Source organism: Chryseobacterium sp. 2P (assembly GCF_059579425.1).
In genome coordinates this window covers 4451807-4474503 of the sequence record NZ_CM184194.1, presented here as the reverse complement: position 1 = coordinate 4474503, position 22697 = coordinate 4451807, and the positions used below count along the sequence as shown (strand labels likewise).

The 22697-nt window shown below is 36.4% G+C and carries 21 protein-coding genes; 16 read left to right on the top strand and 5 right to left on the bottom strand.

What is annotated here, in order from left to right:
• Positions 1–44: 44 nt before the first annotated feature.
• A complete protein-coding gene (gene rseP / locus AC52CF_RS20490) occupies positions 45–1394 on the bottom strand; it encodes an RIP metalloprotease RseP (protein WP_214587984.1) in 1350 nt (449 codons plus the stop codon).
• A 104-nt stretch (positions 1395–1498) separates the two neighbouring features.
• The gene (locus AC52CF_RS20485; RefSeq protein ID WP_214587986.1) at positions 1499–1939 is read right to left on the bottom strand and encodes a DUF6646 family protein; all 441 of its coding nucleotides are present in this window, start codon (positions 1937–1939) and stop codon (positions 1499–1501) included.
• 104 nt (positions 1940–2043) lie between these two features.
• On the opposite strand from AC52CF_RS20485, the gene AC52CF_RS20480 reads away from it, so the two are divergent.
• On the top strand, positions 2044–2796 hold the full coding sequence (locus tag AC52CF_RS20480; RefSeq protein WP_214587987.1) for a nitrilase family protein: 753 nt from the start codon (positions 2044–2046) through the stop codon (positions 2794–2796).
• Between the two features lie 58 nt (positions 2797–2854).
• Here the strand turns inward: AC52CF_RS20480 and AC52CF_RS20475 are convergent, their stop codons facing one another.
• The 3 genes from AC52CF_RS20475 to AC52CF_RS20465 all read right to left on the bottom strand — a co-directional run bounded on the left by AC52CF_RS20475 (position 2855) and on the right by AC52CF_RS20465 (position 5918).
• On the bottom strand, positions 2855–3154 hold the full coding sequence (locus tag AC52CF_RS20475) for a thioredoxin family protein (RefSeq protein WP_214587988.1): 300 nt from the start codon (positions 3152–3154) through the stop codon (positions 2855–2857).
• A 182-nt stretch (positions 3155–3336) separates the two neighbouring features.
• Positions 3337–4746: an MBL fold metallo-hydrolase gene (locus tag AC52CF_RS20470; protein ID WP_214587989.1), complete on the bottom strand. Its 1410-nt coding sequence runs from the start codon at positions 4744–4746 to the stop codon at positions 3337–3339.
• 119 nt (positions 4747–4865) lie between these two features.
• Positions 4866–5918, bottom strand: a complete 1053-nt coding sequence (locus AC52CF_RS20465; protein ID WP_496517615.1) for a hypothetical protein — start codon at positions 5916–5918, stop codon at positions 4866–4868.
• Between the two features lie 130 nt (positions 5919–6048).
• Here AC52CF_RS20465 and AC52CF_RS20460 point away from each other — a divergent pair, with 130 nt between their 5' ends.
• The 15 genes from AC52CF_RS20460 (at position 6049) to AC52CF_RS20390 (ending at position 22686) form a co-directional block, all read left to right on the top strand.
• On the top strand, positions 6049–7581 hold the full coding sequence (locus tag AC52CF_RS20460) for a helicase HerA-like domain-containing protein (protein WP_308006047.1): 1533 nt from the start codon (positions 6049–6051) through the stop codon (positions 7579–7581).
• Between the two features lie 117 nt (positions 7582–7698).
• Positions 7699–8922: a 3'-5' exonuclease gene (locus AC52CF_RS20455; protein WP_087708492.1), complete on the top strand. Its 1224-nt coding sequence runs from the start codon at positions 7699–7701 to the stop codon at positions 8920–8922.
• Positions 8923–9169: 247 nt separating this feature from the next.
• Complete coding sequence (gene lysA, locus AC52CF_RS20450) at positions 9170–10369, top strand: diaminopimelate decarboxylase (protein ID WP_496517614.1); 1200 nt, start codon at positions 9170–9172, stop codon at positions 10367–10369.
• Positions 10370–10416: 47 nt separating this feature from the next.
• Complete coding sequence (locus AC52CF_RS20445) at positions 10417–10848, top strand: hypothetical protein (RefSeq protein WP_496517613.1); 432 nt, start codon at positions 10417–10419, stop codon at positions 10846–10848.
• A gap of 157 nt (positions 10849–11005) precedes the next feature.
• Positions 11006–12739 (top strand): thiamine pyrophosphate-dependent enzyme, encoded by a 1734-nt coding sequence (locus AC52CF_RS20440; protein WP_496517612.1) that lies wholly within the window; start codon positions 11006–11008, stop codon positions 12737–12739.
• An 83-nt stretch (positions 12740–12822) separates the two neighbouring features.
• Positions 12823–13311, top strand: a complete 489-nt coding sequence (locus tag AC52CF_RS20435) for a hypothetical protein (RefSeq protein ID WP_496517611.1) — start codon at positions 12823–12825, stop codon at positions 13309–13311.
• Between the two features lie 17 nt (positions 13312–13328).
• Positions 13329–13745: an energy transducer TonB gene (locus AC52CF_RS20430; RefSeq protein WP_087708496.1), complete on the top strand. Its 417-nt coding sequence runs from the start codon at positions 13329–13331 to the stop codon at positions 13743–13745.
• Positions 13738–14469: an energy transducer TonB gene (locus tag AC52CF_RS20425; RefSeq protein WP_375181524.1), complete on the top strand. Its 732-nt coding sequence runs from the start codon at positions 13738–13740 to the stop codon at positions 14467–14469. The genes AC52CF_RS20430 and AC52CF_RS20425 overlap by 8 nt, the downstream gene beginning before the upstream one ends.
• A gap of 128 nt (positions 14470–14597) precedes the next feature.
• Positions 14598–16034, top strand: a complete 1437-nt coding sequence (gene miaB / locus AC52CF_RS20420) for a tRNA (N6-isopentenyl adenosine(37)-C2)-methylthiotransferase MiaB (protein ID WP_375181525.1) — start codon at positions 14598–14600, stop codon at positions 16032–16034.
• Positions 16035–16216: 182 nt separating this feature from the next.
• Complete coding sequence (locus tag AC52CF_RS20415; RefSeq protein ID WP_235132463.1) at positions 16217–17323, top strand: PDDEXK nuclease domain-containing protein; 1107 nt, start codon at positions 16217–16219, stop codon at positions 17321–17323.
• Positions 17307–17738 (top strand): hypothetical protein, encoded by a 432-nt coding sequence (locus tag AC52CF_RS20410; RefSeq protein ID WP_375181526.1) that lies wholly within the window; start codon positions 17307–17309, stop codon positions 17736–17738. The genes AC52CF_RS20415 and AC52CF_RS20410 overlap by 17 nt, the downstream gene beginning before the upstream one ends.
• An 89-nt stretch (positions 17739–17827) precedes the next feature.
• Positions 17828–19120 carry a sigma-54 interaction domain-containing protein gene (locus tag AC52CF_RS20405; RefSeq protein ID WP_375181527.1) on the top strand — a complete coding sequence of 431 codons (1293 nt, stop codon included), beginning with the start codon at positions 17828–17830 and terminating at the stop codon, positions 19118–19120.
• A gap of 18 nt (positions 19121–19138) precedes the next feature.
• On the top strand, positions 19139–19828 hold the full coding sequence (locus AC52CF_RS20400) for a hypothetical protein (RefSeq protein WP_375181528.1): 690 nt from the start codon (positions 19139–19141) through the stop codon (positions 19826–19828).
• The gene (locus tag AC52CF_RS20395) at positions 19818–20369 is read left to right on the top strand and encodes an LptE family protein (RefSeq protein ID WP_214588012.1); all 552 of its coding nucleotides are present in this window, start codon (positions 19818–19820) and stop codon (positions 20367–20369) included. The genes AC52CF_RS20400 and AC52CF_RS20395 overlap by 11 nt, the downstream gene beginning before the upstream one ends.
• A gap of 1 nt (position 20370) precedes the next feature.
• Positions 20371–22686 carry a DUF8458 domain-containing protein gene (locus tag AC52CF_RS20390; RefSeq protein ID WP_375191117.1) on the top strand — a complete coding sequence of 772 codons (2316 nt, stop codon included), beginning with the start codon at positions 20371–20373 and terminating at the stop codon, positions 22684–22686.
• The last annotated feature ends 11 nt before the right edge of the window (positions 22687–22697 follow it).

The following is a 22697-nucleotide window of genomic DNA, read 5'->3' as shown; positions in this document are numbered from 1 at the left end:
ATATTTGTACCCTGCAAATATTTTTTTAAAATTTTGTAAAAATATTATAATTTCCCCGCGAAGATCTTGAAGATGTCGCTTCCAAAGATTACTAACATCAAGCCTAACAGGAAGATAACACCAATCGTCTGTGCATTTTCTAAAACTTTCTGAGGAACAGGTTTACCCACAATCATCTCATAAAGAGTGAAAATAACGTGTCCTCCATCCAGTCCTGGAATAGGAATAAGGTTTAGGAATGCCAGCCAAACCGAGAACATCGCAGTAAAGCCCCAAAATGCAGCCCAATTGATGGAAATTTCTCCGTTTGCATTTTTATCTACCGGCATGTTTTTTACAATAGCAATCGGTCCTCCTACATTTTTGTATCCCTGAATTTTAGAGTTAAACATAATTTTAAACTGTTTCACCTGCATCGTTAAAGACTCAATAGATCTTTCAAAACCTCTGGGAATAGATTCCCCGAAAGAATATTTTTTATCTGTAATGAAGTTTGCTAATGCTTTCTGATCTACACCAACACCCAATTTTCCGTTTTTGTCAACAGATGCAGCAATTGTTTCAGGTTTTCCGTTTCTTACAACTTCTATGTTTACCGTTTTTCCTTTATTTTCAGATAAAGAAGAACTTACTTCATCAAAATAAGGTGTTTGTTTTCCGTTAATCGCAACAATTTGGTCTCCTTTTTTAAGCCCTGAAGCCTGAGAAACAGGAGTTGCCAGAGAATCGATAATCATTGGAAATCTCGGCGTAATATAAAGTTTAGCCTCTCTTTGTTTTAAAACTTCTGCAACGCCATCTTTATTAACAGGAAAAGTTACTTCTTTTCCGTTTCTAAGTACCGTTACATTATCTCCTAAAAGAATATTGATGGAAGCATTTTCCAGTCTTTCAACAGGTTTTCCGTCGATATTAATGATCTTATCACCATTCTGGAATCCCATTTTTTTTCCGGCTTCCGTAACTCCGATTCCGTTGTTGAATTTGGTAAGATCTGTGTATGTTTCACCGTTAAAAAGTGAAAGACACGAGTAAATTAACCAAGCCAAGAAAAAGTTCACCGTAACACCGCCCAACATGATAATCAGCCTTTGCCAAGCCGGTTTTGCGCGGAATTCCCATGGTTGTGCAGGCTGTTTCAACTGTTCGGTATCCATGCTTTCATCCACCATTCCGGCAATTTTTACATATCCTCCGAAAGGAAGCCATCCGATTCCGTATTCCGTTTCGCCAATTTTCTTCTTGGCTAAAGAAAACCATGGATCGAAGAACAGATAGAATTTTTCAACTTTGGTTTTAAAGTATTTGGCGGGTAAGAAATGCCCAAGTTCGTGTAGGATAACCAGGATAGAAATGCTCAATATAAATTGAAACAGTTTGATTGCTATTTCCATTAATGCTTTTTATGTTTAATTTGCAAAGGTAACAATTATCAAAACTATGCCAAATAAAAAAGCTCCCCGAAACGAGAAGCTTTGTCATATAATGGGATGATTTATTATAAATTAATCGAAACTCCGAGACTGCCATTGTTGCCGACTTCTGCGAAAACGCCGATTCTTTCAGTAAAAAAGTACCTCGCTCCAATGTGGGCTCCTAACCCAAAACTGTTTCCTACAACTCCTACATCTGCTCCGGGATAAATATCGAGTTTTTCAGGAAGCTGTAAAGCGTCTTTCAGATGAAAATTGATTCTTCCGAATACAAAAGCACGGTTTTTATCATCATTATTTTTATAATTATCAAAATAAATGTTCAATCCGGCTCCTACGGAAATTAGTTTATTCAATCCATAATCATAAGTTCCGGTAATTCCTGTTCCGTAGCCCCATGCGCTGAGTCCGGCATTGATTTTCTGATCTCCTTTTCCTGTCCACGCCTGAGCATTGGCAAATGTTCCCGTAAGGATGAGAACAAACATAAAAAATAACTTCTTCATAAATTTTACTTTTTACTAATTTTTATCGATTAAATATTCGCAACAAAAATAAAACCGAAATCATTGAAAAATCGTATTTTTAGGGAAGTTTTTTAACAAAGTTTATGAAGATTACAGGATTGAATTTAGATATTATCTGGAAAAACAAAGCAGAAAACTTTAACATTATTGAAAAAGAGTTGCAGAATCAGGAGGCAGATCTCTTTCTTTTGCCTGAAATGTTTTCAACGGGGTTTTGTATGGATGCTTCCGAAGTTTCCGACAGAAATCTGGAATCGATGGAGTTTTTAAAAAAAATGGCGAAGGAAAAAAACGCTGCATTCTGCGGAAGCGCTCCGGTTGAGGAAAACGGAAAATTCTACAACAGATTGTATTTTGTGCAGCCCGATTCTCAGGTTGAATTTTATGATAAAAGACATTTGTTTTCGTTTTCAGGAGAAGATAAAGTGTACACTCCCGGAAAAGAAAGGGTGATTGTAAATTATTTAGGTTTCAGAATCCTTTTGCAGGTTTGTTATGATCTTCGTTTTCCTGTTTTTGCAAGAAATAATGATGATTACGATGCGATTTTGTATGTGGCAAACTGGCCCGAAAAAAGAGTAGGAGCATGGGAACATCTGTTAAAAGCGAGAGCTATTGAAAATCTGTCCTTCGTTTTTGGATTAAACAGAATCGGGACCGATGGAAATAACCTGTTTTATCAGGAAAGTTCACACTGTTTTTTTGCAGACGGAAAAGAAATTTCACAAAAGAGCGGAAATCTTGTAACAGCAGAATTAAATTTAGAAGAACTGAAAGATTTCAGAAGCCATTTTCAGTTTTTAAATGACCGCGATTCATTTTCAATTGAATTTTAAAGAAAATATATCAAAATTAAAGCTAAAATTTTTTCAATCTTAGCCTTAATCTTTATTTTTATGTATACTGCTTTAGAAGCTGAGTCAATGTATTTACATCATGCACGCCGCTTTCTTTCCACAGCATCTCTCCCTGTTTGAAAATAGCTAATGTCGGAACACCACGAACGCCATACTGATTGGCAAGAGCAGGATACTGATCCACATCTACCTTAATGATTCTTGCCGAAGTTCCTATATTTTCTTTTACGGTATTTAAAACAGACGACTGTACTTTGCAGGGTTGACACCACGTTGCAAAAAAGTCGATAAGAACAGGTCTTTCCGAATCGATAATTTCCTGAAATGCTTGAGACATAGTTGGTGGTTTTTATTAAAAAAGAAACACTTTAGTTTAATAATCCGAAAAGCTTACTATCTAAAATCACTTAAAAAAAACGGAGGTTACCGAAAACTTTGTGCTGTTAAATGCTTTTCAGTCAATAAACTAAAGTGTCATGACTTTATATTTACTACAATGATAATTTCAAAAAAGAGGTATTATATTGTTTTCGACTGACATACAAAATCTGAAGTCGGGAATTTTTCCGTTTTCTTAATTGCGCCGAAACCTCCTTCTATTTCAGTAAAGTTTCTGATTCCGTTTGAGTTAAGGATGCTTGCTGCAATCATGCTTCTGTAGCCTCCTGCACAATGAAGGAAAAAATGCTCAGAATCATCAATCGTGTGAACCCAGTCGCTGATTACGTCCAAAGGTTTGTTGTAAGCATTATCAATATGTTCGGCAGAATATTCCGAGATCTTACGAACATCAATTACTTTTGAGTTTTCATTATAAAGTTCTGCAAATTCTGCAGAAGAAATTCTTTTTACCTCATCTGTTTCTTTTCCGCTGTTTTTCCATGCTTCAAAACCTCCTTTAAGATAGCCCAGAACATTGTCGAATCCAACGCGGCTAAGTCTTGTAATGGCTTCTTCTTCCATGCCTTTGTCTACAATAAGAAGCAAAGGATGCTTTACATCAACGATAAGCGTTCCTACCCATGGTGCAAAATCTCCTTTTAATCCGATATTTACAGAATTCGGCACAAATCCTTTATAAAACTCGCCTGGACTTCTGGTATCTAAAATTAACGCGCCTGTTTCTTCCGCAAAAGCTTCAAAATCTTCAACAGAAACTGCAGTTAAACCTTTATCCATTACGGCATCAAGGCTTTCATAACCGCCTTTGTTCATGGCAACATTCATCCCGAAATATTTCGGTGGAGCCGTTAAACCGTCCAGAACTTCGCGGATAAAAGATTCTTTATCAGGCTGATTCAAAGCATAATTTGTTTTTTTCTGATTTCCCAGAATATCAACCGTCTCTTTCTGCATATTTTTTCCACAGGCAGAACCCGCTCCATGAGCCGGATAAACTGTAATGCTGTCATCCAGAGGCATAATCTTTGTCTGAAGACTGTCGTACAAAATTCCTGCAAGATCTTCCTGAGTAATACTTCCTGCTTTCTGGGCAAGATCCGGTCTTCCCACGTCTCCTAAAAATAAAGTATCTCCTGTGAAGATGGCTGTTTCAACTCCGTTTTCGTCAATCAGAAGATAAGTCGTGCTTTCCATCGTATGACCGGGTGTATGAAGAACTTTTATTTTTATTTTTCCTATTTCAAAAATCTGATCGTCTTCTGCAATAATAGCTTCAAACTCAGGCTGAGCGGTAGGTCCGTAAACAATAGGAGCACCTGTTTTCTTACTTAAATCCAGATGTCCCGAGACAAAATCTGCATGAAAATGTGTTTCAAAAATATATTTTAAAGTTACATTGTCTTTTTCCAGACGATCCAGATAAGGCTTTACTTCCCTTAAAGGATCGATAATTACTGCTTCATTTTCAGATACGATGTAGTACGCACCCTGAGCCAGACATCCCGTGTATATTTGTTCGACTTTCATTATGTGATTGTAACCGTTTTAATGTTTTATATTTGAAATACAAAAATCGTGTTTATTTTTTTAAATACCATCAAAATAAAAAATGGATACTGATAGAATAAATCTATAAAGTCTCTATATTACTGCAATCTGTAAAAAATTTTGTAGAAAATCTCATTGGTATCTTCAGAGATATTTTTATCAATTTTAAACTGAATATAATCTGCTTTTCTGGCTTCTCCTTCCTGATAATCGATCACACCGTGATATTTTTCGTAGATATGGTCTTTCAGTTTGCCGTTTTCAGCAATTCTTGTCATTTCTTCAAAATATTTTTTTGTATCTGGATTAATCTTCCAGTCGTTCTCATGAGCTTTGTAAAATTCAAGCATTTTTTCGACAGAATAGATTTCTGAGTCTATTTTCATATCATGAAATCCTGTTAAGATTTCTTTTTTCTCAAGATTTTTAGATAACCATACAATTTTAGCCTGTGCCGCTTCAGTTATTGCTTTCGTCATCATAGAATCTCTTTTTACTGAAGACGATAAGATAATATCGGGAACTTTATGAATGGGAAGAGTTTTTATAGAAGCCAAATTAAGGATCCCAAAGTAATTTTCAACTTTGCCTTTAAGATCTTTCAATTGATCTTTTGTCATATCATCACTGGAAACCCTTGTTTTGAAAGTCCAGCCGCCGCATTCATAAATAGAAAGAAGAGAATTTTTATTAACGTATTTTACACCGTTGAAAAAATCCTGTTGTCCCATTGCATTGTTAAATAAAGCATACACAAATCCCACTTTTAAATTTTCATTGGAAATAGTTCCGAATAAAGGCTTTATTTCTACATGATCATTGGAGTTCTGGTTTAAGGCATAATCGTAATTGTAAAATTCATCTCTCAGAAGCTGGTTGTCAATATATTTCTTGGGATAAATATAAATTGTGAGAACAGTTTTATTTTTTTTTGAAGTTTTCTGAATATAACTCACTCCGACATTGGTTTCGGCTGCATCATAAGAAGTAACACCTTCGCGTTGAAATCCGGACCACAGTTCAGGAAACAGAGTCTGGGTTGCTTCGTGTTTGTAATCTCCTTTTACTTTCAATTCTAAAGGCTGTTGTCTTTTCTGTGAGAAAACAATTGTGATGCTAAAAAATAAAAGCAGTTGTATGTATTTTATCATGGCTTTTTTTAAGAATTAAACTCAGACAAAAGTATTTATAAATTATTGATAAAAGATCATGATGATATTATTAGTCATACTGAAGAATATTTTACAAAAAACTTTATATTTATAGGTTAAAAAAGAGCAAATGGCAGACAAAACACAATTCATTGAAGAATTAAATGCGAGATACACTCCCAAAGGAGATCATATTATATTGGGAAAAGGAATGCTGGATGGCGAAGTCGTTCCTGAAGTTAATGTTACCATTCCGTTAAAAACCATTAACCGCCACGGATTAATTGCCGGAGCAACAGGAACCGGAAAAACAAAAACATTACAGGTTTTCGCAGAACAGCTTTCGCATCAGGGGATTCCGTCTCTGGTTTTGGATATTAAAGGAGACTTTTCGGGGATCGCAGAAGCGGGAACTGAAAATCCTGCCATTCAGGAAAGATATGCTAAAACGCAGCTTCCGTACAATCCACAGGCTTTTCCTGTAGAATTAATGACCATTTCCGGCGAAAGAGGCGTTAAATTAAGAGCCACTGTTACAGAATTCGGTCCGGTTTTATTAAGCAAAATCTTACAGTTGAATGATACTCAGCAAAGCATCATGTCGATTGTCTTTAAATATTGTGATGATAAAGGTCTTCCGCTAATTGATCTGAATGACCTGAAAAAAGTGCTTCAGTACGTCACAGAAAATCCACAGGGAAAAGCTGAACTTTCTTCCAATTACGGTTCGATAGCTTCTGCATCTCTGGGCGCGATTTTAAGATCCATCGTTGCATTGGAACAGCAGGGAGCTTCCAGCTTCTTTGGAGAACTGAGTTTTGATGTTCACGATTTACTGGAAACAAGAGACGGAAAAGGAGTGGTAAACATTCTGAGAGTTGCAGACATTCAAAGCAAGCCACAGTTGTTTTCAACATTTATGCTTTCGCTCTTTGCGGAAATCTACATGACCTTTCCGGAGGAAGGTGACAGCGGAAAACCGAAGCTGGTTTTGTTTATCGATGAAGCACATTTAATTTTTGATGAATCTTCAAAAGCTTTGGTCTCACAAATTGAAACCATGGTAAAACTGATCCGTTCAAAAGGAGTCGGAATCTATTTTATCACGCAAATTCCGGGTGATGTTCCGGAATCGGTGCTTTCTCAGTTGGGTTTAAAAATTCAGCACGCATTACGAGGGTTTACCGCTAAAGATAAAAAGGAAATCTCCAAAGCAGTAGAAAATTATCCGACCACGGAATTTTATGATGCTCCAACGCTGATCCAGAATCTGGGAATCGGTGAAGCTTTCGTTACCGCTCTGGATGAAAAAGGAATTCCAACACCGCTGGTTCATACCTATTTAATTTCACCGGAATCAAGAATGGATGTTCTGAATGACGCGGAAATTTCAGATTTAACAAAAAGATCAGCTTTGGTTGCCAAATATGATAAAGTAGTGGATAACGAATCTGCATATGAAATTTTGGTGGGTAGAATGGAACAGGCTGCACAGGAAGCGTCGCAGACTTCTAACCAGAAAACAAAACCGGTAAAAGAAGAACCCGGAATTTTCGAGCAGGTTTTACAAAGCAGGGCGGGAAGAACGTTTACCAGCACACTGATGCGCGAAGGCGCAAAAGCAATCTTGGGAATGCTTGGTCTGGGAGGAAGACGAAGATAAATATTTTTATTATTTTAGCAGAATTGCCTTATTCCTATTCATTTATTGGCATAAGTTATGTTTCCAGATGTAAAGGAAATGAATCGTTAATCTAAAAAGAAGTTGTAAAAAATTTAAATGTATTCAATAATAGACATAGAAAGTAATGGTGCAGGTTACAGGAAAGAATGCATTATCGATATTGCTGTTTACCGATACGATGGTCAGAAAATTGTAGATCAGTTTATCTCATTGGTAAACCCAGAAAGTGATATTACCCCTTTTGTGCAGAAATTAACCAACATTACTCCGAAAATGGTTAAAACTGCACCGAAATTCCATGAAATTGCGCGTAGAATTGTTGAAATTACGGCAAATACAACTTTGGTAGGTCACAACATCGATTTTGATTACAGAATGCTTCGTCAATCTTTTCAGAGGCTGGGTTATGAATTTAAAATCAATACTTTAGATACAATTCCTTTAGCTAAAAAATTGATTCCGGATGAGGTAAGCTATTCTCTCGGTAAACTGGTAAAATCTTTGGGAATACCTTTAACCAATCATCACAGAGCGGAAGGAGATGCAAGAGCAACGCTGGAATTATTTAAGCTTCTGATTTCAAAAGACACAGAAAACGAAATTATTCAGAAACAGCATGATGAAACCAATTCCAAGACTTACATCAACAAAATCAAGGAATTAACGCAGGATCTTCCGAATGAAAAAGGCTTTGTATATTTTCAGAATGAAGCGGGAAAGATCATTTTTTCCGATCATGTTCAGGACATTAATAAATTTTCAAAAAAAGTTTTCAATTCCAAATCTAAAAAGTGGGAAACCATTCAGAAAGATGTTGAACAGATCAATTACGAACTTACCGGAACGGATATTATTGCCAAATTAATTCTGAATTCTAAAGGAATTAAAAAAAGAGAAATCCTTCCATTCGGTCTGTATTGCAGAAACGGAAAATACGTCGTGGAAAAAAACAAGCTGAATAAACTGGAAAAACCGATTTTAAAATTCAGGTCTTTTACACAAGGCTCGAAAGCGGTACAGTTCATCGGAAAGTTCGAAGAATATAATGATATAGAGGTTTTTAAAAAGAAAATCGAATTCAGAAAACGAAATGAACTTTGGTTAGGACAAGGCAGAAAACTTGGTGAAAAACTGTTTTTGATTATCGAAAACGGAAAAGTGGTTTCTTACGGTTTTTATGAACTTTTTACGCAGATTCAGACCTTAAGCAAGCTTAATAAATTAAAGATCGATCTGCTTTCCCAATCTGCAGACCTCGTTAATGAGCTTCAGCTGGCTTTGCTGAGAGGAGATTTTGAAACCCTGCCATTGCCAAAATAATAGAACACGGCTGAATCTGAAAGGAATCATTTTAAAATCAGTTTTTTAAAAGTAAAAAAGAATTAGTATTTTTGTAAAAAATTAAAGAAAGCAATGCTAAATTTTAAACAACATAAAACCGGTAAAAAGGGAACTGTAAAGTTCTCTAAGGTTTGGAATGTATAAAAGAGTTGTATTGCATAAAAAATAATGTTAATGGCAGACTCTTTTTTCGAAGAATCTGCCTTTTTTATGCTAAAAAGAAATTATGAATTCAAAAGAATTATTAAAGATTGCCAATGAGTTTGGCACCCCGGTGTACGTTTATGATGCCGAATCCATTAAAACACAATACGAGAAACTTACCTCTTCTTTCCTAAAACACACAAAGTTTTTCTACGCAGCGAAAGCGCTTACCAATATCAACATCCTGAAGTATGTGAAAAATCTGGGAGCTTCATTAGATTGTGTATCCATCAATGAAGTAAAACTAGGATTGAAAGCCGGTTTTCCAAAGGAAAAAATACTTTTTACACCCAATTGTGTGGATCTCTCCGAAATTGAAGAAGCGATGACTTTCGGGGTGCACATTAATATCGATAATATTTCTATTCTGGAGCAGTTCGGGAACAAATACGGAAACTCTTACCCGATTTTAGTAAGAATCAACCCGCATATTTTTGCCGGCGGAAACTATAAAATTTCTACAGGACATATCGACAGTAAATTCGGGATTTCCATTCATCAGGTTCGTCATATCGAAAGAGTGATGAAATCTACTAACCTTAATGTGGAAGGTCTTCACATGCACACCGGAAGCGAGATCAAAGATCCGGATGTTTTCCTGCAGGCTTTGGAGATCATGCTTGAATTATCCGAACATTTCCCGAATCTGAAATATCTGGATATGGGAAGCGGATTTAAAATTCCTTATCAGGAAACGGAAGAAGAAACCGATGTGAAAACCTTAGGAAAAAAAGTGGAGAAAGTAATCTCCGAATTTTCAAAATCGACAGGAAAAAAATTCGAATTATGGTTTGAACCGGGTAAATTCCTTGTGGGGAAAAGCGGATATTTACTGGTGAAAGCCAATGTGATTAAACAGACGACAGCAACGGTTTTTGTCGGGGTGAATTCAGGGTTCAATCATCTGATCCGTCCGATGTTCTACGATTCGTATCATGTGATCGAAAATTTATCGAACCCGAAAGGCGCCGAAAGAATTTATACCGTGGTAGGAAACATCTGCGAAACAGATACTTTTGCATGGGACAGAAAACTGAATGAAGTAAGAGAAGGCGATATTCTCGCATTCCACAATGCAGGAGCCTATGGTTTTGAGATGAGTTCCAACTTTAATTCAAGATTAAAACCTGCCGAAGTTCTGTTTTTAGACGGAAAAGCACATCTCATCAGAAAAAGAGATGAATTCGAAGATCTTTTGAAAAATCAGATCGAGGTATTGTAGATTCTTAAAAAAGGCCTTAACTTTATAAAACAAAATAGTAATAATTTATGAAAAAAATATTTTCAGTTTTGGCAGTAACGGTTTTTGCCTTTTCATTTTCCCAGACGTATGTAAATGTTTCTTCGGTTAAAAATCAGGTAGAAAATGTTTACAATGGCGGACAGGAAAAATTTGAATATGACCTCACCAATAATTTGAGATATACAGCAAATGCATTTCAGGCAAATGGTGATTTTACGTTGAATTTTAAAGTAAATGAAAACGGAGATATTACCGACGTTAAACTTTTGCCTGAGCTTTATGATAAAGGATTTGAAAGAGAAGTAAAAAGAGATTTAGGAAGAATGAAAAAGCATTTTGCAGTAAATCAACCTAAAAATGTTTCCGTAGTATTAAGTTTCGGAAGAGATTTGAAACCTTCAGACGGAAGATTAGCGTTTCAGGGAAGAGACTCTTTTGCAAATCAGAATACAAAATAATCCGGCTCGAAGATATAAGAAAGCTCTGCATTTTTTGCGGAGCTTTTTTTATTGTTTTTTAATATTTATTTTACGCTCTTGGCATAATCTTTACATCTCTACATTATCAATCCATACCAAAAATTTTTCTTAAACATCAACACTAAAATATCAAAATATGGCTAAAAATATTGCAGAGCAAATTGTAGAAATGCTCGAAAACGCCAATGTGAAAAGAATTTATGCCGTTACAGGCGACAGTTTAAACCATTTAAATATAGCCGTAAAAAAAAGCAGCATCGAATGGATTCACGTAAGGCACGAAGAAGCTGGAGCTTATGCAGCAGCTGCGGAAGCGGAACTGGATGGTTTTGCGGTTTGCGCGGGAAGCTGCGGACCGGGACACGTTCATTTAATCAATGGGGTTTATGAAGCGCACCGTTCTCATGTTCCGATGTTGGTTATTGCTTCCACGATTCCAAGTGAAGAAATGGGGATGGATTATTTTCAGGAAACCAATACCATTAAGTTATTCGACGATTGCAGTCATTACAACCAAATGATTACAAGACCGGAACAGGTTCAGAGAACGGTGCAGACGGCAATTCAGCATGCAATTTCCAAAAAAGGCGTTGCCGTAATCGGTCTTCCGGGAGATGTTTCGGAATTGGATGCAGAAGAAGCGGTGACTTCCGATAAAATTTTCAGAACAAATCCTGTTATTCGTCCTTCAGATGAAGAATTAAAAAAACTCGCAGATTTAATCAACGAAAGTAAAAAAGTAACGATCTATTGCGGAATCGGTGCGGAAAATGCCAATGCTGAAGTGGTTGAGCTTTCAAAATATTTAAAAGCTCCGGTGGGATATTCTTTCCGCGGAAAAATGTCTATTCAGCCGAATAATCCCAATGAAGTCGGTTTAACCGGACTGTTAGGACTTCCTTCTGCTTATCATGCCATGCACGAAGCCGATCTTCTGATTCTTCTGGGGACAGATTTTCCTTACGAGAAATTTATGCCTGTAAAAAACAAAATTGTTCAGATCGACGAAGCACCCGAACGTTTGGGAAGAAGAGCTAAACTGGAACTGGGATTAACGGGCGATATAAAAGAAACCATCAAAGCACTTTTACCATTATTAAAAGAAAAAACGGACAGCAATTTCCTTAATCAGCAGCTTGAATTTTATGAAAAGGTTAAAGAAAATCAGCTTACGTATGTGAAAGATCCGGGAACCGAAAATGCCATTCAGCCGGAGTTTGTTACCCATACTTTGGATAAACTAACAAAGAAAGATGCCGTTTTTACCGTAGATACAGGAATGTGCTGTGTTTGGGGCGCAAGATACATCACAGGAACCGGAGAACGGAAAATGCTCGGTTCTTTTAATCACGGTTCGATGGCGAATGCAATGCCAATGGCAATTGGAGCCTCTTTAGCGTATCCTGAAAGGCAGGTTGTTGCTCTATGCGGCGACGGAGGTTTATCCATGCTTCTCGGAGATATGGCAACGATTTTTCAGTATAAACTTCCGGTGAAAATTATCGTATTCAATAACCGGTCTTTAGGAATGGTAAAACTGGAAATGGAAGTAGGAGGAATGCCGGATAATGAAACGGATATGGTGAATCCGGATTTTGCAATGATTGCCCAAGCAATGGGATATCCCGGAAAAAATGTAAATAAACCTGAAGATGTGGAAGCTGCCATTAAAGAATGTCTGGATTATAACGGTCCTTATCTTTTAAATATTTTTACCAATCCGAATGCACTGGCTCTACCGCCGAAAATTGAAGCCGCTCAGGTTTTAGGAATGACAAAATCCATGGCTCAGCTTATGTTGGGAGGAAAAATGGAAGAAGCACTCGACACTGTGAAAAGCAATTACAAACACATTAAAGATCTTTTGTAATGCACATCATGAGATAATACTTTTCTCTATTTGGTTTAAGTAGTATCTTTGTTTAAGTAAATTTAATTTTAATGAAAAATCCTATGAGAACGATACTAATACTTCTTACGTTTTTCGCATCAAACTTTGCAATAGCACAGTTTAATGATGTAGAAGAAAGAGATGATAATTTTATGACAGAGAACAATAAAAATATTCTCAAAATAGATATAAAAGAACCTTTGCTGCAGGTTGCTGTAAAAAATTGTAACGATTTTAAGGCGGCAAGTTTTGAAGGCGGAATTCCGGCTTACAAAGAAATGCTGAGAAAATATATGTACGATTACCTGAATACAGATTTTTATGTTCTGAACGGTGATTTCACATTTACCCTTACCGTAGACCAAAACGGAAAAGTAACCAATATCGAAGGAACTCCAAAAGTTTCAAACAGTCAGGTGTTTTTTGATGATATGAAATATGTGGTAAGAAGAATTAAGAAAAACTGGATTCCTGCAAGCTGCAACGGACAGCCTGTAACATCTCAGATCAAAATAAAAATGAATCTGTCTTCCATAGCAACAGATGTATAAGACAACTTTTAATAACCATGAAAAAATATCTTTTAATTTTACCTTTATTGCTTATTGGCGGTAAAGGCTTTTCTCAGGAAAATACTACTCAGGTTCAGCAGACAGCGGAAAGTTATCAGAAAGCAGAATTTCCGGGAGGCGATCAGGCTTTTCAGAAAGAATTCATGAATATGGTTCATGCCTATATCGATATGGCTCTTTATGCCATTCAGGGAAAAGTTACCTTTGTGTTTAATATTGATTCCAGAGGAAAAATCAGCCAGATCGATGTTCTTCCGAAATTCAAAAACAATGAAATGTTTATCGACGACATGAAATATGCGGCGAAAAAAGTAAAAGGAAAATGGACTCCCGCAAAAAAGAACGGCGTTCCGGTCGATTCAAAATTTGTTATGAAGGTGAATTTCAGTACGAATACTTATGATCATGATTAGAAAATTATTTCCATTTATTATTTTATTGTGTTTTTCATCTGTCTGTGCGCAAATCAGTAATGCTTACTATTCCGTAGGTGAAGAAGCTTACAAAGGGGGTGCTGAAAAGATGTATCAGGACATCCACGATGTAATGACAAGAAAAAATCTTCAGAAATGTCCTAAAAACGAGTATTTTTATGTCAAACTAAGAATAGATCGCACAGGAAAACCGGGACTTATACAAGATAAGCGAACAAAAGAGTTTATGCAAAAATCTCCGTGTGCATATGATTATGTGATAAAAACACTCGGAGAGCTTCACGATTGGATTCCCAGTAAAAACGTAACGCTTTCGGATGGTACACTTTATGAATTTCCGTTTTTTCCTAATGATTTGGTCGGAGATAATTACAAAAAAGATTACAATGCAAAAGAGCAGACAGAAAAGGCATCCTACGAAGGAGGGACTGATGCTTTCAGAAAGGAACTTGCTTATTTAATCGGGGAATATCTTGCAGATTTGTACAAACCGGAGGGGGTTTTTGAATTATCTTTTACGGTAAATGAAAACGGTAGAGCATCGGATTTTGATATTTTTCCCAAATCTCCTTCATCTGAACAGTTTGTGAAAGATATAAATACAATTACTAAAAGAATGAAGGACAAGTGGATCCCTGCAAAATTCAGAGGACAAAATATTTCTTCAAGAAATGTAATTAAAATAAGATTCAGAAATGATTAACTCCTGACATTCTGTCACAATATTTTGTATCTTTGCAAATTCAATAAGTTCAGAATTTAATGTTTTGAGTTCAAACCTGTATGTGTAGAACCTTAGACGTTAAATTTTAAACCTAAAATTCGATTATCGTGCAGGAAAAATATATAGACGAAACAAAACAGGGAGAAGCTTTTGCCATTGCGGAAAAAGCAGAAAACTCAAAGAAATTATTCTTGGAGAGCTACGGTTGTCAGATGAATTTCTCTGACTCTGAGATTGTTGCATCCATACTTAATGAGCAGGGGTATAATACCACTTTAAAAGCGGAAGATGCAGATTTAATTCTTTTAAACACCTGTTCCATCCGTGAAAAAGCCGAACAGACCGTAAGAATGCGTCTTTCCCAGTTCAAAAACCTGAAAAAAGAAAAACCGAACATGACGGTTGGTGTTTTGGGCTGTATGGCAGAAAGATTAAAAACCAAATTCTTAGAAGAAGAACAGTTGGTGGATCTTGTGGTTGGTCCCGATGCCTACAGAGACTTGCCTAATCTTTTAAAAGAAACCGAAGACGGAAGAGATGCCATTAACGTAATTCTTTCCAAAGAAGAAACATATGCAGATATCAATCCGGTTCGTTTAGGTGGAAATGGGGTTACAGCTTTTGTAACGATTACAAGAGGTTGCGATAATATGTGTACGTTCTGCGTTGTTCCTTTCACGAGAGGAAGAGAAAGAAGCCGTGATCCGCATTCTATTCTGGATGAATGTAAAAGCCTTTGGGAAAGCGGTTATAAAGAAATTACCCTATTAGGACAAAACGTAGATTCTTACCTTTGGTATGGAGGCGGTCCTAAAAAAGATTTTGCCAAAGCATCTGAAATGCAGAAAGCTACAGCCGTGAATTTTGCCCAGTTGCTTGATTTGGTTGCAAAAGCCGTTCCTGAAATGAGAATCCGTTTCTCTACTTCCAATCCGCAGGATATGAGTCTGGATGTATTCAGAATGATGGCAAAACACGATAACATCTGTAAATATGTTCACCTTCCGGTTCAGAGCGGAAGTAACAATATGCTGGAAGCCATGAACAGACAGCACACCCGCGAAGAATATTTAGATTTAATTAAAAAAGCAAAAGAAATCGTTCCCGAAGTTGCTTTTTCTCAGGATATGATCGTCGGTTTCTGCAGCGAAACAGAAGAAGATCATCAGGATACATTAAGCTTAATGAGAGAAGTGGAATACGACTACGGTTATATGTTCGCTTACTCAGAAAGACCGGGAACTCCTGCTCACAAAAAGATGGAGGACAATATTCCGGCAGACGTTAAACAGAGACGTTTGGCGGAAGTCATTGCTTTACAGGGAGAACTGTCCAGAAAAAGAATGAAATCTTATGTAGGAAGAGTTCACCAGATTTTAATTGAAGGAACTTCAAAAAAGAACGAAAACCAGTGGAAAGGAAGAAATTCCCAGAATGCAGTTTGCGTTTTCGATAAACTGGAAGGTCAGAAAATTGGTGACATTGTGGACGTTTTTGTTTTTGACAATACACAGGGCACACTTTTAGGGGAAACGGTAAAGTAATTTATTGGGCAGCTTAGAACTTCGTTCGTAGCTTTCGATTAAAGCCTTCGCTTTTATCTCATGTATGCCTTCGTTCCTGCTTTTTTATTTTTTGGAAAAATAAAAAGAGCTTCACTCAAGTCGGGCTGCGTGCATCTCAATAGTGAGTAAGTTTAATATAAAATTGAGAATATTCTTTCAAAATGAAAGATTTACAGAATACACAACTTTTAAAAAATATTTCTTCATTACTCGATAATGCAAGAAAAAAAGTTGCTGTCGCTGTAAATCAAACCATCGTTCTTACCTATTATGAAATAGGAAGAATGATTGTGGAAGATGAACAAAATGGGGAAGACAGAGCGGAATATGGAAAAGCTGTTCTTAAAGATTTGTCATTACATTTGACAGAAAGATTTGGTAAGGGGTTTTCTGTTTCAAATCTTAAACAAATTAGGCAATTTTATATTGTCTATTCAAAAGGACAAACACCGTCTGTCTTTTTGCAAGATTCGGATAAGCATAATGAAAAAGGACAAACACTGTCTGACGAATCAGGAATAATAACAAATCAAAAACCAGCCCGGCAAGATTCTATAAAATTCAACCTTTCATGGTCTCATTATTTGAAGTTAATGAGAATCACTGATATTAATGAAAGGAGGTTCTACGAAATTGAAAGTTATAAAAACAACTGGAGCCTAAGAGAATTGCAGAGACAGTATGATTCTGCTTTATATGCAAGACTATCTTTAAGCAAAAATAAAGAAGAGATTCTTCAGCTTGCTGAAAAAGGACAAATTATAGAAAAGCCAAAAGACCTCATCAAAGATCCTTATGTTTTGGAATTTCTGGGACTGTCTGAAAAGCCTCATTATTCTGAAAACGAATTAGAGTCCGAATTAATTGATAAACTGGAACATTTTCTTCTGGAATTAGGAACCGGATTTACCTTTGTTGCAAGACAGGACAGAATAACCTTTGATGAAAAGCAATTCCGTATAGATTTGGTGTTTTATAACAGAATTTTGAGATGTTTTGTCTTAATAGATTTAAAAATCGGTGAGCTGAAACATCAGGATATCGGGCAAATGCAGATGTACGTCAACTATTACGATAGAGAAAAACGCCTTGAAGGTGAAAATAAAACGATAGGCATTATTCTTTGTCAGGATAAAAGTGAAGCTTTGGTAAGATATACTTTACCGGAAGATAACGAACAGATTTTTGCAAGTAAATATTTTACCATATTGCCAAGTAAACAAGATTTTATTAACATTTTAAACTCAGACAATGGAAAAATTTCATAAATATTGCCTAAGTGTATTGTTGGTAATAATCTGCAGCAATATTTCAGCTCAAATTTCCAACGGAACAGCCGAAAGTGAAGACTGTAAACAGCTTTATGAGCTTTATAACCGGATTTTAAATCAGGATTGCGAAAATTTGCAGGAAACCTGTACAAAAGAAAATCCTGTACAGAATAAAACGATCAGTCAAAAGCATCCTGCAGTTGATCTTATCGGTAAAATTTTTCCAAATAAACAAAAGAACAATTTTCAACAAAATAAAACAGGAACAGATTTTTCTGAAAAAGAAAAACATAATCAGCTCCTGAAAAATTTTGAAAAGAACAGCAGAGAAAATCTCTTCGCTGAAATTTTATATTTTAAAACCAGAGTTTCAAAAGTCAGAAATAAAGATTATTTAGACGCTGTAAGTTAAATTTAAACTCAATTATTTTTAAACTAAACAGCAGATTTACAATTAATTAATGTAAATCATATTCAAATCAATAATCTAAAAATTTACTTATGAGCAACGAGCTTCAAAATATAAAAAACCGTTTCGGAATTATCGGAAACTTTCCGGCTTTAAACCGTGCTTTGGAAAAAGCTATTCAGGTCGCACCGACCGACATTTCAGTCCTTGTGATCGGGGAAAGTGGAGTAGGAAAAGAATTTATTCCAAAAATTATCCATTCAGAATCCAAAAGAAAACATCAGCCTTATATTGTCGTTAACTGTGGAGCAATTCCCGAAGGAACGATTGATTCCGAATTGTTCGGACACGAAAAAGGAGCATTTACAGGAGCTACAGCAACCAGAAAAGGATATTTCGAAGTTGCCGATGGCGGAACGATCTTTTTAGATGAGGTTGGAGAACTTCCTTTACAGACGCAGGTTCGTTTACTTCGTGTCTTGGAAAGCGGCGAATTCATGAAAGTAGGTTCTTCGCAGGTTCAGAAAACCAATGTAAGAATTGTTGCTGCAACAAATGTGAACATGATGAAGGCAATTCATGACGGAAGATTCCGCGAAGATCTTTATTACCGTCTCAATACAGTGCAGATTGATATGCCGCCTTTGCGTGAAAGAAAAGGGGATATTCATTTGCTTTTCAGAAAATTTGCAATCGATTTTGCTGAAAAATACAGAATGCCGGAACTGGAACTTGAGCCAAGTGCAGTACATTACATCGAAAATTATACGTTTCCCGGAAATATTCGTCAGTTGAGAAACCTGGTGGAGCAAATGACGGTAGTAGAAAGAAACAGACACGTAGAAGTTGAAAAACTGGCGGAATATATTCCCATGGAATCACATCTTCCCATGGTTGTCAATACTCCGAATACACCAAAACAGAACGATTTCGGAAGCGAAAGAGAAATCATGTACAAAATTCTATTTGACATGAGAAACGATATTAATGATTTAAAATCCTTAACTTCGGAATTGATAAAAAACAGAGGAACATCCGATCTGAGCAGTCACGAGAAAAACTTAATCAACAGAATTTACACTCCTGAAACACAGCAGAATGTTGCTCCGGGTTCTTTACTGTATTTTGAAAACAGCAGTAATCATAATCCGGTAGTTCAGAATCCGACAATTATTTCAGAGCCGGACAACAGCTACGAAGATATTGAAGATATTGAAATTGAAGAAAACAGACCGGAATCTTTATCGCTTCAGAATAACGAAAAAGACCTGATTATCAAAGCGCTGGAAAAGCATAAAGGAAGAAGAAACAAGGCAGCGGATGAACTGGGAATTTCCCAAAGAACTTTGTACAGAAAAATAAAACAGTATAACTTAGAAGAATAATAAATTAAAAATTAAATCATGGTGAAAATTAATGCAAAACCGGTCAATTTCAAATTAGGAAATTACATCAGCGACGGATACGAATTCTATAAGGCAAACTTTGGAAATTTGTTAGGAGCTTTCTTCCTTGCAATGGTGATGTCAATCATTCCTTTCTGCGGACTTTTGGCAGTGGGAAATTTCTATAAATATTGCCGTGATTTAAGAGCCGGAAGACAGGTAAGCGCAGGAGATATTTTCAATTTTGATAATTTCATGCCTTACTTCATGATTCAGCTTATTTTATTCGCCGGAGTAATGGTCATTTATATTCCCATGATTATCATGATGGTCGCAATGGGACAAGAGGATCCTTCAGCCGGACCGCCTGCATTTTTTTTCATTTATATGTTTTTTGTGTATGTTGGGATTTTATTCGTAGCCCTGAAAGGTTTTTATATGCCCGCTTTAATTTCCCTTGCAGGAGTTACAGGGATTAAACAGGCATGGAAAATCTCTTCTGTGATGAGTAAAGGAAACCTTTGGTCCATCTTTTTATATTCACTGGCGGTAGCATTTTTATCTCAGTTAGGTGTTATCGCATGTTTTATTGGCTTGATTTTTACAATACCTTTTGCATATGCTTCTCACTATTTTGCGTATGAAGATGCTTTAAAGCAGGTTACTTATGACGAAATTCAGGAAATTGGAATTAAAAATGAATTTTAAAATTAAAAATATTAAAATAGGACAGCCAAAATTTTGGCTTTTAGTACTGTGTCTGTCAGTGCTGAATTCGTGTTACAGTTTTACGGGATCATCTCTTAAAGATGAAAAAACAATTCAGATTAATGAATTTCCCAACAATGCCCCCTTGGTAAATCCCACATTGTCGCAACAGTTTTCAACAGATGTCCAGAACAGATTCCTTCAGAGAACCACTCTGAAAGGGACAAAGGAAAATCCCGACATTCTGGTGGAAGGTGAAATAACGGATTATTCTATTACACCGACAACGATTGGTTCCAACACGGTTACCAATCAGAGTACAGGAGGAGTTGTACAGCAATCTCAGAACAAACTTACCATCACGGTGAAAGTTCATTACGAGAATAAGCTTCATCCGGAGCTGAGTTTCGACAGAACATACAGTGATGAAGCGGTGTTCAACAGCAGCCTTTCCCAGTCTGAGATAGAATCTTCTCAGGTGAAAATTGCGACGGACAGAATTATAAACAAGATATTTAACGATATTGTAGCGAATTGGTAAGATGAATCATAGAGTTTTAGAATTATTAAAGACCCCGAAAAACATTCAGTCAGAGGATCTCCATCTTCTGAAAGAAGAGATTAATTCTTTTCCCTATATTCAGAATATCAGAGCGTTGTATTTGTATGGAGTACATCTGTATGATAAAGACAATTATCAGAAAGTACTTTCTGCAACAGCTGCTTATACCACAGATAAAAAGATTCTTTATCAGCTGATTAACGGTAAAATTCAGCAGAAGCCGAAACCTGAAATAAAACAGGAAACGGTAAAGGAGAAAATCATTCCTGCGGAAAATCCGCTTAAGATTTTGTATCAGACAAAGGCGGGTAGTTTTCCGCTTAAAAGAGAAGAAAATCCTGTGGCTGAAACTCAGCAGCAAATCGTTGAGGAAACGGTACCGCAAATCCTTACATCAGAAGAAGAAAACCGCATTCTTCCGCCTCCGAGAGAAGAAATTAAGCATTTGTATGTAAACGGAGAACGAAACAGAATTCTGTTCGAAGGAGAAGAAAATTTTCTTGAAGATGATACTTTTGAAACAATTGATCTTGAATCCACGCTGGAATCCGGTTCTATCGTAACTCAGAAAGCTGAGAAAAAAGAAGAGCATGCTTCGGAAGAAAAACCGACTGAAAATATTCCGGCTGTAGAAGAAAATGATGAATTCATTCCTGAAACTACCGTTGAAGAAGAAAACTTAAATTCTAAGCCTGCGCAAGAGAAAATTCCAGATAATTCGGAATCAGAATTCTCTGAACAGGAAGCTGCATCTGCAATTCAGAAAGAAGAAAATAAATCAACAGAAGAGCAGTCTGATCATATTTTAGATAAAGCTGAAAACTCAGAGGAAAAGCCTTCTGAAGAAACGTCAGAATTTACCACTGAAACGATTGTTGAAGAGGAAAATCTAAGTAATGAAACTGAAAAAGAAGAAATTTCAGATAAATCAGAATTAAGCTTCCATGAAACAGAAACTTTCCTTCCAGAATTACAGGTCTCTGCAAATGAATCTGTTGAAGAACCGGAAAATGAGAGCAATGAGTCTGAAAATTCAGAAATAATTTCATCAGAAGAGTCCGCAGAATTTACGCCTGAAACCATTATTGATGAAGATGAAATTTCATCCGAGAAAGAAGAAAAGGTTGTTCAGAATGATGCTGAACTAAGTTTCCACGGAACAGAATCTTTCCTTCCGGAAGTAAAAATTCAGGCAAATACAGAAGATAAAATTGCAGAAGTACCTCAGCTTAACCTCAATAAACATGAAGACGAAATGCGCCGTCTGATTGAGGAAGTGGAGAAGAAAATGAAGGAAAAAGCAGCTGCGGAAGAACATAAAAAAGAAGAAGAACCTGAAAATATCGGCCACGACATCAGTTTTGCCGAAACCCAAAGTTTTGAGGTGAAACCTATTGAAACGGAAACTCAGGAAGAAATTAAAACGGAAAATGCAGCAGAAAACGATTCTGAACAGATTGAAGAACCAAAAGCCGAAATCACTGAAGAAAAACAAGAAACTGAAGTGAAATCTGCATGGAAACCAATGTCTTTCGATTCCAACCTTCCCGATTCTCTGATCAGTAAATCTTCTGAAGTTGTGCAGCCTAAAACTGAAGAGCAGAAAGCAGATAAAACAGTGGAAATTCAGCAACCGGAAATTGCAGAGCAGAAGCAAATAGCAGAAGCCGAAACTGAGCCAAATTCTGAAGAAAGCATAGTTTCCGAAATCTCTGAAGATGCCGTTGAACAAAACACGGATGAAAATATTTCTGAGAATTCAGAAGAAAATAAAGAGGAAGTTCCGGTAATGAACGTTTCGTTTTTCGGATCGGGATGGACGATTCCTCAACCAGAAAAAGAAAAAATGACAGAAGAATCCAAACAGGAAAGCAAAGAAGAAGAAAATACAGTTGAAATTCCTGTGGAAAAACCTGCAAAAACAGCCAAACCGAACACGTTCGACAGTAATGTTCCGGGTTTCATCAATACATGGCAAAGCTGGCTGAAAATCGACAGAACGGAAGAAAAACCTAAAGAGGAGAAAACCGATCTGAAAACAAAAGTGATTGAAACTTTTATCGAAAACAATCCGAGAATCAGTCAGTTAAAAGAAGAAAGTACATTTGTCGTGAAAGAAAAAGGAGACGATATCTCGCATTTGATGACAGAAACTCTGGCAAATCTTTATTTTGAGCAGAAATTATACACTAAAGCTATAAAAGCATTTGAAATTTTGATTAAGAAAACTCCCGAAAAGAAAAAATATTACGAAGGTAAAATTCAGGAAATTAAAGATTTCAGAACCAAAGGATAACCTAAAAACGA